We start from the raw sequence: 15,915 nt of genomic DNA, 5'->3' as shown, positions 1-15,915 counted from the left end.
CAATTTACGTTTTGCTAACATCTGAAAGAATACCGGGATGGATATAGGTGAGATCAGGCGGGAAAATCTCCGCCAACTAGTTAATCAGTACAAAAGCAAAGCGGAATTTGGCCGCCGCCATGGGGTGGATCCAACCTATGTTTCTCAGCTCCTAAACAAGCACCGAAACTTTGGGGAAAAAGCAGCCCGAAAAATGGAGGGAAAGCTGGGGCTGAAGCCCTTGACGCTTGATGATCCATCTGAAGAGAGCTCTAGTGCGAAAAAGAAATTAGTCACCCCCCATGCTAACTTGGCCCCAGGTCCTGAAATTTGCGCCAGGGTACCCCTTATTAGCTGGGTGCAAGCTGGGGACTGGGCCGAGGCTGTCGATACATTCCAACCAGGAGAAGCGGAAGAGTGGCGCGAAACAACTGCTCGCGTCGGCCCACACGCTTTCGCATTGCGTGTTCAGGGCGACTCTATGACTGCCCCTGTTGGACTTTCAATACCCGAGGGCTCCGTAGTAATCGTCGACCCTGATGCGGACTACACAAACGGCTCTATCGTCGTTGCCAAATTAGAAGATACCCAAGAAGCCACCCTTAAGCGCTTAGCCATCGACGGCCCGAACAAATACTTGAAGCCACTTAATCCGACTTACGCCCCCATTCTGATCAATGGCAACTGCCGCATCGTGGGCGTAGCCAAGAAGGTAGAGTTCGACCTATAAGCACCACCCAGGGCATGGCAAGAGGCATAGAATGTCGCTAAATGCCCCTTTACTTTTAAAAGAAGCCTCCAAGCCTATTTCTTCATACCCCCCTCTTGACGCCTTGCTCATATAGCTTCTCCGACACTCTTTCTTAAAACTTTAGCATTTGCTATTGCCTTTATGGATAGCTATTGCTATTGTTTCGATAGCAATAGGGAGAACAGTTATGTACGCCACCAGCTCAGCCAGGCCAGTAGAGGAAGCCCTGCCCGACTACGAGTGTCACCAGGACAGCCAGCGGGAAATCACCCAAAAGGACATCGAGGCAGTCGCCGAGTTCATCGAGTGCCGCTTGTTTAAAGAGCGCGGAGTTTTGAGCAAAGCTGCTGTGCGCGCCTACGAATTGTTCGCCGATGCAATGGCAGATCGGATCGACAGCCTGGCCGGGAACTTCGATAGTACCGGCCCTGAACACATCGGCTGGTTATCACTTCAAGACGCAGCAAAGGCTGGACTCAAGCTTCAAAAAGCCGCCCGCAACGCTATTGCACACATTGCCGAGGAGCATTTTGAGGAGTTCTCAGCCGAGGCTCGCTGCTGGGGTTGGCTGGAATGAGCAAGAAGCTATCCGACCGCCGCATTATCCGGTTCATAAAGTGGTTGACAGCCCAGGGCGCTGAAATGTTGCCAACGACGAATGAGCTTGAAGTAATTCGTTTCCGATGCGCTCAAGGTGTTGGCGTCCTCTATCGAAACACCAAAAACAAAAATATCTACAACAGCGGCCCAATCGTGACGGAAGCGCTAAACGCCTATTTAAACGGCAGCAAGTGGGCTGGAAAAGGAAAGCCAACGAAGCGGACCTATTGCAGTAGGCGCAAGCAACAGCTCCTGAACCGAGACGGTGATGAGTGCTTCTACTGTGGGCAACCGCTTGGCCGCGATGTCACGGAGGAGCATCTGGTTGCACTCAATCAGGGCGGCCCAAACCGATTAGAGAACCTGGTGCTGGCTCACAAACCCTGCAATCTCAAAGCCGGAAATCTGCCCGTGATGGAGAAGGTTCGGCTGCGCGAAGCAATGCGAGCGGAGGTGGCTGAGCAATGAAACCCATACGACTCAACCTCGATACATCCAGCATTAGCGCCACTGTGGTCGCCGCCAGTCGTCGGGCCAGCTACCCGTTTCCTGACCTGAAAGTAACCGTGGTTCGCGCTTGTGACATGGAATGGTGGGAAGGGGTCTGCAAAGCCATTCGCGAGCGATGCCGCCAGTCCTATCAGCGCTGGGGTCACTGTGAAAACCCTTACCCCGTCGGCGATCTGCGCCGTGGTATCTGGGTGGGTGAAAGCGAGGTCATCTTAAACGAGTCGCAGCAGAAAGCGGCCAAACGCAAAGTCAACTGGGAATGCGAAGAAACATTCATTTAAGGGAATTGCAATGAACACGAAGAAAAGCTTGGTGGAGAAATTCTCCGACCGCTATGCAGTTGACGGGGCAAAGATGTTCGAGACTCTGAAGGCCACTGCATTTAAACAGCGTGACGGATCGGCCCCTAGCAATGAGCAAATGATGGCCCTGCTAGTGGTTGCCGACCAGTACAAGCTAAACCCGTTCACTCGGGAAATCTATGCCTTCCCCGACAAGCAAAACGGCATTGTGCCGGTTGTTGGTGTGGATGGCTGGAGCCGGATCATCAACAGCCACTGCGAATTCGACGGGATGGAATTCCGATATTCGGACGACACCGTGACCCCTCGCAGCTGCGACAAGCCTTGTCACGAGTGGGTCGAGTGCGTCATGTACCGGAAAGACCGCAGCCGCCCCGTCGTTGTCCGTGAATACTTGGACGAAGTTTACCGGGAACCGTTCAAGCAAGGCATGAAAGGCCCCTGGCAGACCCACACGAAACGCTTTCTTCGCCACAAGGCCATGATCCAGTGCGCTCGCCTAGCGTTCGGATTCGTCGGAATTTACGACGATGACGAAGCCCAGCGGATCGGAGAGCAGACTGAGCGCGACATGGGTAAGGCGGAGATTGTGATCGAGGAGCCCGCCGAGCTGCCTCATTGCCCGCAGGAAACTGTCGAGAAGTACCTCCCCGTAGTTGAGTCCGGCAAGAAATCAGCCAGTGACGTTATCGCGTCGCTGGCCAGCAAATACACCCTCAGCGATGAGCAGGTCGCCAAACTGGAGAAGACCGCATGAAAACCATCAACGTCACCCAGGGTAGTCCCGAGTGGCGCTCTCTGCGCGCACAACATCACACCGCCAGCGAAGCCCCAGCCATGATGGGCAGGAGTAAGTACCAGTCCCGTTCCGCGCTGCTGGAGCAGAAGGCTACTGGTATCGCACCAGAGGTTAGCGCTGCCCAGCAGGCTATTTTCAACAAGGGTCACGCAGCAGAGGCTGCCGCCCGTGTGATCGCTGAGGAAATCATCGGCGACGAGCTATTCCCGGCCACTGCCCTTGATGATGATGAAAGGCTTCTGGCCAGTTTCGACGGCATCACGATGCTGGAGGACGTGATCTGGGAGCACAAGCTGATTAATGAAGAACTGCGTACCGCCACGGTGGAAACCCTGGACGAACATTACAAGATCCAGATGGACCAGCAGCTGCTGGTAGCTGGTGCCGAGAAATGCTTGTTCATGGCCAGCGACGGCACCCGGGAGAACTGCAGCTGGTTTTGGTATACCAGCACCCAGGTACGACTGGCAGCTATTAGAGCTGGCTGGAACCAATTCGACGTGGACTTGGCCAGCCACCAGCCGCGAGATATTGCAGAGAACCCGGTGGCGGAAACCCCGAAAGACCTGCCGGCTGTATCCATCCAGGTCGACGGCTCGCTGATCGTTACCGACAACTTCGATCGCTTCGAGTCTGCCCTGCAGCACTTTGTCAACAAGATGCTGATCCGTGATCCCCAGACCGACCAGGATTTCGCAGATCTCGAAGCCCAAGTGAAAGCGCTCAAGAAAGCGGAATCCGCCCTGGAACAAGCAGAAGCTCAGCTACTGGCCCAGGTCGAAGCCGTGGACAATGCCAAGCGCCGCAAGGACATGCTGCACCAGCTGGCCCGCGATAACCGCTTGATGGCCGAGAAGCTGGTAAAAGAGCAGAAGAAGGCTATCAAACTCCAAATTGCCCAGGATGGCCGCCAAACGGTGGACACGCACATTGCAAAGCTGAACGAAGGGCTGTCCGGCGCTACCCTCCCGCAGATCATCACCGACTTCAATTCTGCCATGAAGGGCAAGCGCACTATTGCCACCCTCCGTGATGCCGCAGACAACGAGGTCGCCCGGGCAAAGATCGAGGCTACCGAAACAGCCGCGTTGATCCGGAGCAACCTTGAGACCTTGACCGAAGTTGGCTGTGACTTCCTGTTTGCAGACCGCCAGCAGTTGGTTCTGAAACAGCCGGAAGACCTGCAGGCCGTTATCAAGAACCGAATCACAGAGCACGAAACGCAAGAGCGCACCCCCCTGGAGGAAGAGCGTCGGCGCATTTTTCACGAGGAACAGGCCAAGGCTCAAGCGAAATCGGAAGAAGCTAACCAAGTCGCCCTGAATTGCCCAGAGCAGTCGACAACCGCCCGTCATCCGTCAGTGGCAATAACTGAAACGTCCAAAAGCGACTCGGCTAATCACGGACCCTTCGCGTTGAAGCATGAGCGCCCAACCGACAAGGAAATTATTGGGATACTTGCCCAGCACTACCGCGCCCCTGAATCAGAAGTCATTGAGTGGCTTTTGGGTATGGATTTACAGAGGACCGGTGACGCCCTTGCAAGCAATTTTTAACCAACACCCTGGACATTGAAAAACGCAGTAACAGTAAGGGTAAGTAAACTCAGCTGTAATTAAAATTAAGGAGAGGGACATGTACGTTTATAAGAAAATGGAATCCGAACTTTGGACCGTTGGATTCTATACACCAGATGGTCAGTGGGAGCCGGAGTCGGATCACTCAAGCCAAGAAGATGCAGCCAATCGTGCAGCTTTTTTGAATGGCGGCAGTCCTGAGAAACAAGAAAAGCCCAAAACCAAGCACTACTACCTGCAACTGGACAATAACCCATTGTTTGTTAGTGGGCCAGAAACAGCGATTATCATCCTTGGGTATTCCCCCACGTATGAAGACAACAGCTTGCGTCTCATTTTGAAGGGGGACCATTACAAGGAATTATCCAAGCTAAGTGACAATGGCGGATTTGAAGCCTGCCTTGCATATTTTGAGGAACACATTGACCAAGCATCGCCCTACAGTGAACACCATATCCCTGCCAACAGAAAAATAATCACCAGGGTCAAAGACGATTTTGGGTCACGGTAGTACACGGTAGTAGTAATCCATTTTATCCAGCGCCCCGGCGCACTCAGTCAGCAGTAACCGTTAGGGCCGCCAGTACGGGGCCTATTTTTTACAAATTGGAGCATTTTATGACCACTAGCGTAAACCAGTTTATTTCAGAACTTGATGGTGGCGTCTTTGAGGAAAAGCTTGCTCATATTTTGAGCGATGTTGCCTCTGCGGTAACTGACTATGACCGCAAAGGCGAAGTTCAGGTCACCCTTAAGATGGGGAAAATCAAGAATAGCCATCAGGTGCAAATAGAGCATACCCTGAAATATAAAAAACCCACCAACCACGGCTCTATCTCCGAGGACAATGCCACCTCTACCCCCATGTATGTCGGTACCAAGGGCGCCCTGTCTTTTTTCCCTGAAAAGCAGGATCAGATGTTCGACAAGAAAGGGGGTATCAATAGCGAAGTAACCCCAATCCGAAAGTCGTAGCTCAAAGAGTCACCGGCTTTCACTAACCACCCGCCAAGATCATTAAAGGAAAACCCCAAATGTCCATGGATCAAAGCGCAATCAAGGAGATCAAGGAATCTCAAACCACTGCAGAGCTGGCAGCCATTATTGGCAATGCCAAACTAGATGTGCCTGTACTCGCCACTCCAAGGGATTTTGATGTCCGCAGCCTGGAAAAGTATCTCCCTGGCCGTAACCGCTATCGTGGCAGTATGGAAACCACTTCACTAGGGGATTTTATGTCCTACTGCCTGGAGTTTGGCAACGACAAGTCCGTCTGTTTTGTCAATCCTGAACGCATGGCAGCAGTGACTGTTTTCAACCTGGGCAGTGTATCCCAACCTGGCCACGGTGACTTCACTGCGAATCTTGGTCTAGTCAAGACCGCAGAATTCCAGAGTCTGCTGCAACTGAACGGCGAGCGTTATAAACAAAAGCGCATGGCGGAGTTTATGGAGGACTATTCGGAAAATATTACCTTCTATTCCAGTGACAGCGAAGCAATCCCGAACAGTAAAGCCATTGCTGCCATACGCCGACTTACCATCGAATCCTCCAGAAAAGAAGAGCACGAGGCTCAGGACTTCAATACAAGTCGTAGTGCTTTGGAAAAAATTGAAGCTCGTAGTGATGAAGGCTTACCAGCAGGCTTTAAGTTTGAATGCATCCCCTATAACGGCCTGGACTCTCGCGACTTTTATCTGCGTTTGTCCATTCTAGCGAGTGGCGATGAACCCGCGCTTACCGCCCGTATTAAACATCTGGAAGCAACCCAAGAGGATATGGGAAAAGAGTTGCAGGAAAAGCTGGCTGGTGTATTCAATCCAGATATCAGCACCTATATCGGCAGTTTTGCTGCGTAATTAACAGTCGGATGTACCCCCAAGCTTAGGGCCGCAGGTACTGGGCCCCTTTTTAAAAGGATCTAATTATGGATGTAAGAATAGAAAGTGCCCAACCCCACGAAACTGCTGAAGCATCACAGGCTGAAATCTCTGGGTGGACAAAGTTCGCAGGGAACGAAACTGGGAAACTTCCTGCAGGAATTGAAGCGGGTACCCCAATCGCCATCCGTCTGTGTCAGGGCGCAGAGCATGCTGTATTTGCCAGTGACTCGTTTGAACTACCCCTTGGGGAATGGGATCACATCGATCATGAAAAGGACATCGTGGCCTACCGCCTTATGTCTGCCAAGGAGTCGCGTGAACTTATAGAGGCCCAGGCTGTTACCGACCACGTCTCAGAAGAGTTGACGAAGATGTTGGATCAATGCGAAGCCGCTATCAACGATTTGCAAGCGAAATTCAGTAATCCCCTATTGGAATACATGATGCCAAAACTCGCTGCCGCTCTCCACACTCCTGGAAGCTTCGGATATAGAGCAGCCACTGCCAATATTGGCAAATCAGGTTGCTGGGTGTTGCAGCAAGCCATGCCAGCGTTTAGCGAACCATCCAAGGATTGAAAACTCCGAGCATTAGCAGCACTACAAGCCGCAACCACGCTGGACGAGCAAACAGATTAAGCCAGAAGAGTTGGCGCAAGCGGGCTAAGTGGAGGAAGACGTGAGATACAGCAGCGTATGCAGTGGTATGGAATCATGACAACTCAAAAGGCGCCAATACGGAAGATCATTGCCCCCCAGTTGACAGGAATTGGGGAACAGTGCCATGCTTATCCCGCTCTCGCAAAATCGAGAGTCGGGATTGGTAACCCGTATTTCTCAGGCGCCGGGAAGACGCCTTTAGCTGTATGCGTCTTTTTTTGTGCGCGAAACCTCCTTGTTATGGTGGGGTATTCGGGGGGCACTTATGCCCACCGTTTCCTGAGAGCGGTATTACCAACCCGTTTACCCCGCCACCATTTCGAGATTGGTAACTCCTTGGTGGCGGATAACCCGCTCTCTCAGGAGGCTACCATGCCTAACTCTCCTGTCATTCCGTTTGACTTTCACTCCCATACTGTTCGTGTCATAGATATTGATGGCGCAGTCTGTTTCGTTGCTGCTGATATAGCGGCAGCCTTGGAGTACGCAACAGCCAAGGATTTAGCACGCAACCTAGATGACGACGAAAAGGGTAGGCACATTGTGCCCACCCCTGGCGGTGATCAAGAAATGACCGTCATCAATGAGTCCGGCTTGTACCATGCTGTACTCAAGAGCCGCAAACCCAAGGCCCAGGAGTTCCGCCGTTGGGTTACTTCGGAAGTCCTGCCCTCCATCCGAAAGACTGGCGGCTACCACACCACTCAAACCACAGACGCCGACAAATACGCCCTGCTAAACGCCATGGTGGCCCAAATGCGCCTGCCAGATAACCCGGTGGTAGTGCCCTACCTTGACCTGATCCGCCTCGCCACCCGCTGCGACGCAATGATCAAGATAAGTCAAAAAACGGCCGCCCTGGCTGAATGCCTGACGCAAGATCTGCAACAGCTCAAGGCCGCAACCGGGCGAGGGCTTCTATTGGAGGATGGCGCATGAACTATTCACCGAATACAAGCAAAACCTCTCAAGGAACGACAAGGAGAGAAACGATGACCGACATCATTCCTTTTAATTTCCATCAGAATTTAGTGCGCACCGTCAAGCGCGAAGACGAACCCTACTTTGTCGGCAAGGATGTGGCTGAGATATTGGGCTACAAAAACACCAGGAAGGCCATTGGCGATCACTGCAAAGCTGCCGTTTCCGATGGGGTAACGATTCGTGACGCCATGGGCAGAGAGCAAAAAGTAACCGTCATCCCTGAACGCGATGTTTACCGCCTGATCATGCGCTCCAAGCTCCCAGGGGCCCAAGCCTTCGAGGAGTGGGTGGTAGGCCATGTTCTGCCCAGTATCCGCAAAACCGGCAGCTATACAGCCAAGCCCCAGGACCTGAGCCGTATGGACATCCTCAAGATAGCCATGGACTCCGAGCAGGAACGCCTACGCCTTGAGGGTGAGGTGGCCGAACTGAAACCCAAAGTGGAAGCCTACGACCGCCTCGCCACAAGCGACGGTTCCCTCTGTATCACCAACGCCGCCAAAGACCTGCAGTTGCGCCCTAAAGACCTGTTCGCCTGGCTCCAGGCACATAGGTGGATCTACCGGCGCCCAGGTGGTAGCTGGACAGCCTATCAGGGCCGTATTCAAACAGGCTATCTCGAACACAAGGTAACGACCGTGGAGCGCTCAGACGGTAGCGAGAGGGTGATTGAGCAGGTCCGTATTACCCCCAAGGGGCTGACCAAACTGGCAGCGGTGTTTGATGTTGCCGAGGCAGGCTGAACAAGGGGGCTGTTTTGGTCACGCCTTGAATTGCAGGAAGGAACAATGAACGAAGTTGAAAAGATTGTAGATACAATCACCGCAGCTCTTCGAGGTGCGCATGGCCGGCTATGGACCAGTGAAGATATTGCTACCTACTTGAGCTGCAGCGAGTCAACCGTTTTCAGGCTGACCGCAAAGCCGGGATTCCCACAGCCAGTGAAGATCACTGGTGTGGGAGGGCGCCGATGGGTATCGGAAGAAGTGCGAGACTGGGCCAAGAGACAGCGCCCCTCAAGAAATTCTGGATCTGGCCGCCCGCGAATCATATAGGTATTTTTTTGTTTGGCCTGCGCTTGGTCAGCCACATTAGCTAGTAGCAAGAGTATGGAAAGAAGTTGTATCATGGTGCACCAAATTTGCACCAAATCAAATATAACTTATTGATTTTATTGAATATTATAGCGCCCCATCGGGGCCTTCTTGCATTTTGGGTCGCCACTGGCGGCGACTTGCCGCAGCGCGGCCAATGGCATAGCCTCGTGCCGGAGAGTGCGGGGTCTGTCTGTCCCCGGTAGCTGAGGTGGAGTGACAATGAAGTGGGATTTGCCCCGGCCCTTTGAGTGGCGGGTCGAAGTGACGGGGGAACAGCTGGACGGGCTGCACCACGTGAACAACGCCGAGTATGTGCGCTGGTGTGAGCGGACCGGCTGGGCCCACAGTATTGCCCTGGGGCTGGATGTCTCCCACTACCAGCAACTGGACCGCGGAATGGCAATCCGCCGCGCCGAGTACGACTATATACTGGCCGCCAGAGAGGGTGATGAACTCCTGTTCGGCACCTGGCTGACCATGGTGGACGGGCGTATCAATTTGACCCGCAGGTTTCAGGTGTTTCGCCTGTCGGACGGCGCACTTATCCTGCGGGCGCAGTGGCAAATGGTATGCATTGAATTATCCAGCGGCAGACCGCGCCGTATGCCGCAGGCCTTCAGGGACACCTATACCCCTGCGGTTGTGACCCTGCCGGCCGCTGACCCACATTGACCAATACCGGGACCACCCTGGAGAGTGAACATGGGCGAAGAGCCGATTACCCTGAGTGAAAATACCGGAGCCCTGCGCGGCAGGACAGTGTTTATCACCGGCGCCAGCCGCGGCATCGGTCGGGCGATTGCGCTCAAATGTGCCGCCGATGGGGCCAACATCGTCATTGCGGCGAAATCCGCCCAGCCCCACCCCAAACTGCCCGGGACCATCTTCTCGGTTGCGGAGGAAGTGGAAGCTGCCGGTGGCCAGGCACTGCCGCTGCAGGTGGATGTGCGTGAAGAGGCGCAGGTGGCGGATGCACTGGCCACTGCGGCGGACAGGTTCGGTGGTATCGATGCGGTGATCAACAATGCCGGCGCCATCAATCTCACCAACGTCGAGTCCACACCCCCGAAGCGCTATGATCTGATGCAGAGCATCAACAGCCGCGCCGTGTACCTCACCGCCCATCTGGCGATTCCCTATATTAAAAAGTCCACCAACGGCCATATTCTGAGTCTGTCGCCGCCCCTGAATCTGCAGCCCAAGTGGTTGGGGCCCTGTGCGCCCTACGCTCTTTCCAAGTTCGGCATGACGATTCTTAGCCTGGGTCTGGCCGAGGAGTTGCGCGATACGGGAATCAGTGTCGCCACACTCTGGCCGCGAACCCTGGTGGCAACCGCGGCGATTGAATTCGCGGTGGGCAGTCGGGAGATGTTCGAGCAGAGCCGCAAGCCGGTCATCATGGCGGATGCAGCTTACGAAATCCTGTGCACCGAGAAGGGTGTGCTCAGCGGCCAGCAGCTGATCGACGAGGAACTGCTGCGGGAGCGCGGAGTGACCAACTTTGTGGAGTATGCGCACAATCCGGACATGGCCGACCAACTGGCTGTGGACCTGTTTCTGGACTAGCAGGCTGTTGAAATTCTTCGAATTTCAACAGCCTGCTACCGGAACATAGATGTTCCGGCAAAATCGGCGACGTCTAAGTCGTTGATTTGTAAGAAAAGTGAAAATCACATTTTTCGCTTTTCGTGTTTTGAAACAGGCAGGATGCCTTTTTCAACAACCTGCTAGGGCCTGTTCACAATAACCGAGTTAGCTCTGCTGCCACTGGAGAGACAGGACGGTGACAAGCGACAGCGATATTTTCCGCCGTGCCCTGGGGCAACTGGGTGACGTCAAGCCGCTGCAGAAAGAGCGCAGGGTGACCCTGCAAACCGAGCGGGCCCATGTTGTGCTTAATCAGAGTGCGCGGCGCCAGTCCGCCACCCGGGAGCAGTCCAGTGAGCTGAATCCGCTGGCGGGGGATGGGGAGTACCTGGAGTCGGTGGCCCCCTGGGATCCAATCGAGTTCAAGCGCGATGGGGTGCAGAACGGGGTTTACCGCAACTTGCGCCTGGGCAGGTACCGGGTGGATGCGCGTTTGGATCTGCATCGCCACACGGTGGAAATGGCTCGCCGCGCACTGTTTGAATTTGTGCGCGATTGCGTCGAGGCCGACGTGCGCTGTGCCTTGATTACCCACGGCAAGGGCGCGGGGCGGAAGCAGCCGGCCCTGCTTAAAAGCTGTGTCAACAGTTGGCTGCCGCAACTTGCAGAAGTGTTGGCCTTCCACAGTGCGCAAAAACAGCATGGTGGTATGGGTGCCACCTACGTTTTACTGCGCAAGAGCGAGCGCAAAAGGCAGGAAAATCTCGAACGGCACCAGCGGCGCCCTTTTTAATCCGGTCATTTGATTGTCACAAGCGGCAACTAAAATAAATTCGCAACGATGTCCCCGCCCGCCGCATGGGTGAATTTCGAGCGGCTGTCGGGACATTGTTGACCTTCTCTCTGTGGGATTTCTCGACTTAGAGTGATGGCGGCCCTGGGGCCGCCTTTTTTCGCGGGACCATGTGGCCCTAGTTGCCAACTTCATCGGCGCGGCGGAACACGAGCCGCGAGGAACCGCTTTTATCCTGCAGAATCAGTGTATTCTCCGAGACCACCAAACTGCCGCTGCGCGATAAAGCCTCGAGAAAATCCTCTTCCAGTGCGTCGCTGTCCTCGACATCGCCCATACGCAGAATTTTCGGGGCCTCCTGCCAGGAAAAATCGCCGTTTTGGGACAGGGAAAAGCGGGCCGTGTAGGGGTTGGCGCCAGCGCTGCCGCGCACATGGCCGAGTTTGTCACAGGTAAGGTAGGGGCGGTCGCGCCAGACTTTCTGCCACAACATGCGGTAGCGGTGCTGCCGGCCGTCCACGGAGAGGCTTTGCAACAGCCACTGGTGCTCGCAGATATAGGATTGCCGGCTGCTGTCCGCTTGCTCGGATTTCTGCAATTTTCCGCAGCCGCCCAGCAGTATCGCGCTGAGCGTTATCCACAGCAACAGGTGCACTGGCGACAGAGTGCGAAATGCTTCCACGGCGCGGACCTCTTTTTTATGCTATTAAAACGCAAAAACCGCCGCCCGTCTGCGGTCTATATCAAGGATTTACCCTGACATATTCGATATAGATGTCGCCGGAGGGGTTGCGCAGAATCAGGCGGTTGCCGCCGGACTTGGTGAGCGCCTGGCGGGTGCCGGCGAGGGCGCCCAGGTAGGCATTCTCCTGCTGCATCAGATAATCGGGCCCGCTCATCTTGGTGGAGGCAAAACTGGATGTGTCCCAGATCATCTGGCCGTTGTCGGTAATCTTGACTGAGCCGCGAAAGGTATTGATACCGCTTTTACCCACTACATCCCCCGCCGGGTTGCAGACAAAGGTGTAGCGGGAGCTGTCCTCAACCTCGACGGTTTCCCCGTTTACCCGCAGGCGCTTGAGTTGCCACTTGTCGCTGCAGACGGAGGTGGAGCTGCCTGCATGCTGGGTGATCTGTGGCTGCTCCGTACCCACCCCCAAACAGCCAGCCATCAGTGCGGCCGGCACTGCCAGCCATATTTGTGTGAACTTGCCCATCTGAATACCGCTCCCTGTCTACTGCTTGCTGCCGGCGCCCCAGGTGCCAGATTTGCATTAGCACAAGCTTAGCCCTTGCGCTCCCTTCCGGGGAGAGTTAGGGCGACATTCAACGAACCGGGGGAGAGTGGCAGGGCCGCTCAAGCGGCGCGCGCGCGCAGCAGGCTGGTCAGGAACAGTATGCCCGCCGCCAGTACTATGGAGGGGCCTGCCGGGGTGTCCCACAGGGCTGATGCCAGCAGGCCCAGGACCACGGCGCAACAGCCGATCGCCGAGGCCAGTAGCGCCATGCGCTCGGGGGAGTTGGAAAACCTGCGCGCGCCTGCCGCGGGGATAATCAGCAGTGCGGTAATCAACAGGACGCCCACCACTTTCATTGCGATAGCGATCAGCAGTGCCAGCATGAGCATCAGCGCCAGGCGGACTCTTTCCACCGGTACCCCCTCTACCGCCGCCAGTTCCTCATGCAGGGTGAAGGCCAGCAACTGCTCCCACAGAAAATACAACAGACTGCCGATGACGATTACCGCTACACCCATCAGCAGCAGGTCCCGCGTACTTACCGCGAGCAGGTCGCCGAGCAGCAGCGACAGCAGGTCAACCTGGATGCCAACCAGGCTCACGGTCACTATGCCCAATGCCAGCATGGAGTGCGACAGGATGCCCAGCAGGGTATCCACAGACAGCTGTTGACGCCGCTGCAGAGATACCAGCAACAGCGCCAGTAGACAGCAGGTGGCACCGACCGCCAGGGTGGGCTGTATCTGCAGCAGGAAGCCCAGCGTCACGCCCAGCAGTGCAGAGTGGGCCAGGGTGTCGCCAAAGTAGGCCATACGGCGCCACACCGCAAAGCAGCCCAGGGGGCCGCTGGCCACTGCCACCAACAGGCCGGCGGCGAGCGCGAGCCATATGAAGCGGCTTTGCAGCAAAACGACGAATTCGGCCACTCAGGTTTCCTTCCCTGTGGGTTCGCTGGAATGGTGTTGATGATCACAGGAGACTATGTCGCCACTGATATCGTGCTGATGGTTGTGGCGATGGGTATAGGGCACCACCTTGTCGCCGAACAGCGCCAGATAGGCGGGGTCGCGGCTGACCTGGTCCGGCAGTCCCTGGCAACAGATGTGCTGGTTGATGCACAGTACCCTGTCGGTGGCCGCCATCACCAGGTGGAGGTCGTGGGATACCAATAGGACGCCACAGCCCAACTGGTCGCGCAGCGCCGCGATCAGTTGGTAAACCTCGGCCTGGCCGCCGAGATCCACGCCCTGGGTCGGTTCATCCAGGACCAGCAATCCGGGTTTACGGGATGCGGCACGGGCCAGCAGTACCCGCTGTATCTCGCCGCCGGAGAGTTGCGCCAGGCTGGATTCCAGCAGTTGTTCCGCGCGCACTCTCTGTAGGGACGCCACTGCCTCCGCCGAACTCAGGCGCGGCTGGCCCAGTTGCAAAAACCGCAGCACAGACATGGGCATGGAGGCATCTATGTGCAGTCGCTGGGGCATATAGCCCAATACCAGCCCCGGCTGTCGCCACACCCTACCCTGGGTCGGCGGCGTCAGACCCAGTAGCAGCCGCAGTAAGCTGGTTTTACCGGCGCCATTAGGGCCGATCACCGTTGTGATTTCACCGGCGCGAACCTGCAGGGAAATATCCCGCAACAGTTGCCGGCCGGCCACTTTCAGACCCAGGTGGTCGGCGGTGATAAGGGCTGGGGACTGGCTCAGGGCGAAGCTCCGGCGTTGTGTGGAGGAAATTACAAGGCTGGCGGGGGGAGGCCGAGTGTGATTATATCCCATTCCCGTCGCCCCCCACGAGTCAGATGATGGTTGTGATGCGCCTGTTGTTCCTGTTCGTCCTGGCTGCGGTTGCGGCCTGCAGTAAAGAAGCCCCACCGGCTGCCACGGAAATCGTAGTGAGTATGCGCCCACTGGCACTGATCGCGCGCGAAATCGTCGGGCCGGACATACCGGTGCGCACTCTGATGACCGGTGACGACCCTCATCGCTACGCGCCCAGTGCATCCCAGCGGGCAACCCTGGAAAACGCCCGCCTGGTGGTCTGGATGGGACCGGAGCTGGAGGGGGTGCTGGCGCGCCAGCTGGCATCGCTGCCGCGGCAGCGACAGCTGGCGCTGCTGGATGCCGGAGGTTATGAGACCGCGGGCGCCTCTGCCGGGGATCCCCACCTGTGGCTGCGACCGCTCAATGCGGCGGTGATCGGCGCCCATATCGCAGACCGCCTGGGAGAGCTGGACCCGGCCGGAGTGGAGGGTTACCGCCAGCGTGCCCGGGATTTTTCCCGTCGCATGGCCAACGCACAAAAGGTTTTGAACCGCGCATTGTGGGCTTATCGCGAAGTACCGATAGTGGTGACCCACGACGCTTACGGGCATTTCTTCGGTCCCGCCGGCGTTCGCACCCGGGCCCTGAGTGACAGCAGCCATACAAAGCGCGGCGCCCGTACACTGCTGGAGCTGCAGGGATTGGGGGATGGTTGCCTGTTCGGTAAGGCGCCGGCCAACGACCGGGACCGGCAGACGGCCGCTAGCCTGGGGCTGCGCTATGGGGCACTGGATCTGCTGGGCAGCGACCTGCCCCGGGAAGCCGATTACGGAGCCCTGGTCCGGCAGCTGCTCACCGATGCGCGCGGGTGCCTGGCAGAGACATCCGCGCAACGGTAGAGCCGGCGCAATTCACCGGCGGGAACCCCGCCGACAATTTCCCCTCGCTGCGCGCTAGTGTTCCTCTTCCGTTTCCGTGCGGCCGCGGGTCCGTTTAAGCTGCTGGCGCAACTGTTCGATGGGTTTTACCTGAGTCTCCCGCAAGCGGCGCAATTGCTCCCGCCGATGCTGTTGCGGCAGCTGTCGCCTCTGGTCGCGGACCTGTCGAGCTTTTTCCTCGTCATCACTGGGTTCCGGGGTGCCGAAAACTTCCAGATACTCCATCGGTCCGGCTTGCTGTACCTGCTGGCCTGCTGCATCTGCCAGAAGGGGAGTTGAACCGATGGTGAACAACAGTAACAAAGCGGAAAAAACGACTCTCGACATAGCAATATTCCTTGCATGAACTTTGACCAATATGCATAGGTATAGCAGCCCAACCGAAGCGGACGTGGGAGGGGGAGCCGGATTTCCGTTATGGGGGTGGCCACAGGCGCAGGGGCGCTGCAGTGGAC

Annotated in this window: 21 protein-coding genes; 16 read left to right on the top strand and 5 right to left on the bottom strand. The window is 56.3% G+C overall.

The features are described from left to right. Positions 1-37 precede the first annotated feature (37 nt). From AB1S50_RS03130 to smrA, 15 genes are all read left to right on the top strand, one after another. Positions 38-709, top strand: coding sequence for a LexA family protein (locus tag AB1S50_RS03130; protein ID WP_367148950.1), 672 nt, complete (start codon positions 38-40; stop codon positions 707-709). A gap of 208 nt (positions 710-917) precedes the next feature. Continuing rightward, the gene (locus AB1S50_RS03125; protein ID WP_367148948.1) at positions 918-1,307 is read left to right on the top strand and encodes a hypothetical protein; all 390 of its coding nucleotides are present in this window, start codon (positions 918-920) and stop codon (positions 1,305-1,307) included. Further along, a complete protein-coding gene (locus tag AB1S50_RS03120; protein WP_367148946.1) occupies positions 1,304-1,798 on the top strand; it encodes an HNH endonuclease in 495 nt (164 codons plus the stop codon). The genes AB1S50_RS03125 and AB1S50_RS03120 overlap by 4 nt, the downstream gene beginning before the upstream one ends. Next, on the top strand, positions 1,795-2,121 hold the full coding sequence (locus AB1S50_RS03115; protein WP_367148944.1) for a hypothetical protein: 327 nt from the start codon (positions 1,795-1,797) through the stop codon (positions 2,119-2,121). Before AB1S50_RS03120 ends, AB1S50_RS03115 begins: the two co-directional genes overlap by 4 nt. 10 nt (positions 2,122-2,131) lie before the next feature. Further along, entirely contained in the window at positions 2,132-2,899 is a 768-nt protein-coding gene (gene bet, locus AB1S50_RS03110) for a phage recombination protein Bet (protein ID WP_367148943.1), read from the top strand. Then, positions 2,896-4,497, top strand: a complete 1,602-nt coding sequence (locus tag AB1S50_RS03105; RefSeq protein ID WP_367148941.1) for a YqaJ viral recombinase family protein — start codon at positions 2,896-2,898, stop codon at positions 4,495-4,497. Before bet ends, AB1S50_RS03105 begins: the two co-directional genes overlap by 4 nt. 79 nt (positions 4,498-4,576) lie before the next feature. Beyond that, complete coding sequence (locus AB1S50_RS03100) at positions 4,577-5,029, top strand: hypothetical protein (protein WP_367148940.1); 453 nt, start codon at positions 4,577-4,579, stop codon at positions 5,027-5,029. A gap of 107 nt (positions 5,030-5,136) precedes the next feature. After that, entirely contained in the window at positions 5,137-5,493 is a 357-nt protein-coding gene (locus AB1S50_RS03095) for a hypothetical protein (protein WP_367148939.1), read from the top strand. Positions 5,494-5,552: 59 nt separating this feature from the next. Beyond that, on the top strand, positions 5,553-6,377 hold the full coding sequence (locus tag AB1S50_RS03090) for a DUF2303 family protein (protein WP_367148937.1): 825 nt from the start codon (positions 5,553-5,555) through the stop codon (positions 6,375-6,377). A gap of 68 nt (positions 6,378-6,445) precedes the next feature. Further along, positions 6,446-6,979 (top strand): hypothetical protein, encoded by a 534-nt coding sequence (locus tag AB1S50_RS03085; RefSeq protein ID WP_367148936.1) that lies wholly within the window; start codon positions 6,446-6,448, stop codon positions 6,977-6,979. 453 nt (positions 6,980-7,432) lie between these two features. Continuing rightward, positions 7,433-7,999, top strand: coding sequence for a BRO-N domain-containing protein (locus tag AB1S50_RS03080; protein WP_367148935.1), 567 nt, complete (start codon positions 7,433-7,435; stop codon positions 7,997-7,999). Between the two features lie 53 nt (positions 8,000-8,052). Beyond that, a complete protein-coding gene (locus AB1S50_RS03075) occupies positions 8,053-8,787 on the top strand; it encodes a phage antirepressor KilAC domain-containing protein (RefSeq protein WP_367148934.1) in 735 nt (244 codons plus the stop codon). Positions 8,788-9,360: 573 nt separating this feature from the next. After that, the gene (locus tag AB1S50_RS03065) at positions 9,361-9,813 is read left to right on the top strand and encodes an acyl-CoA thioesterase (RefSeq protein WP_367148932.1); all 453 of its coding nucleotides are present in this window, start codon (positions 9,361-9,363) and stop codon (positions 9,811-9,813) included. 30 nt (positions 9,814-9,843) lie between these two features. Next, positions 9,844-10,707 carry an SDR family oxidoreductase gene (locus AB1S50_RS03060; protein ID WP_367148931.1) on the top strand — a complete coding sequence of 288 codons (864 nt, stop codon included), beginning with the start codon at positions 9,844-9,846 and terminating at the stop codon, positions 10,705-10,707. Positions 10,708-10,924: 217 nt separating this feature from the next. Then, positions 10,925-11,521: a DNA endonuclease SmrA gene (gene smrA, locus AB1S50_RS03055; RefSeq protein ID WP_367148930.1), complete on the top strand. Its 597-nt coding sequence runs from the start codon at positions 10,925-10,927 to the stop codon at positions 11,519-11,521. 178 nt (positions 11,522-11,699) lie between these two features. On the opposite strand, the gene AB1S50_RS03050 is transcribed toward smrA, so the two are convergent. The 4 genes from AB1S50_RS03050 to AB1S50_RS03035 form a co-directional block, all read right to left on the bottom strand. Further along, positions 11,700-12,203, bottom strand: a complete 504-nt coding sequence (locus AB1S50_RS03050) for an META domain-containing protein (RefSeq protein WP_367148929.1) — start codon at positions 12,201-12,203, stop codon at positions 11,700-11,702. 61 nt (positions 12,204-12,264) lie between these two features. Then, positions 12,265-12,738, bottom strand: coding sequence for an META domain-containing protein (locus tag AB1S50_RS03045; protein WP_367148927.1), 474 nt, complete (start codon positions 12,736-12,738; stop codon positions 12,265-12,267). 140 nt (positions 12,739-12,878) lie between these two features. After that, positions 12,879-13,685 carry a zinc ABC transporter permease subunit ZnuB gene (gene znuB / locus AB1S50_RS03040; protein ID WP_367148925.1) on the bottom strand — a complete coding sequence of 269 codons (807 nt, stop codon included), beginning with the start codon at positions 13,683-13,685 and terminating at the stop codon, positions 12,879-12,881. Then, positions 13,686-14,537 carry an ATP-binding cassette domain-containing protein gene (locus AB1S50_RS03035; RefSeq protein WP_367148923.1) on the bottom strand — a complete coding sequence of 284 codons (852 nt, stop codon included), beginning with the start codon at positions 14,535-14,537 and terminating at the stop codon, positions 13,686-13,688. Positions 14,538-14,560: 23 nt separating this feature from the next. Here AB1S50_RS03035 and AB1S50_RS03030 point away from each other — a divergent pair, with 23 nt between their 5' ends. Then, complete coding sequence (locus tag AB1S50_RS03030; RefSeq protein WP_367148920.1) at positions 14,561-15,421, top strand: metal ABC transporter solute-binding protein, Zn/Mn family; 861 nt, start codon at positions 14,561-14,563, stop codon at positions 15,419-15,421. A 54-nt stretch (positions 15,422-15,475) separates the two neighbouring features. On the opposite strand, the gene AB1S50_RS03025 is transcribed toward AB1S50_RS03030, so the two are convergent. Then, entirely contained in the window at positions 15,476-15,787 is a 312-nt protein-coding gene (locus tag AB1S50_RS03025) for a hypothetical protein (RefSeq protein WP_367148918.1), read from the bottom strand. Positions 15,788-15,915: the final 128 nt, after the last annotated feature.

It is taken from the genome of Microbulbifer discodermiae, assembly GCF_040742695.1.
In the GTDB taxonomy this organism is placed as follows: domain Bacteria; phylum Pseudomonadota; class Gammaproteobacteria; order Pseudomonadales; family Cellvibrionaceae; genus Microbulbifer.
Note: the sequence above shows the minus strand (reverse complement) of the source record. Positions and strands in the feature narration are given on the sequence as shown.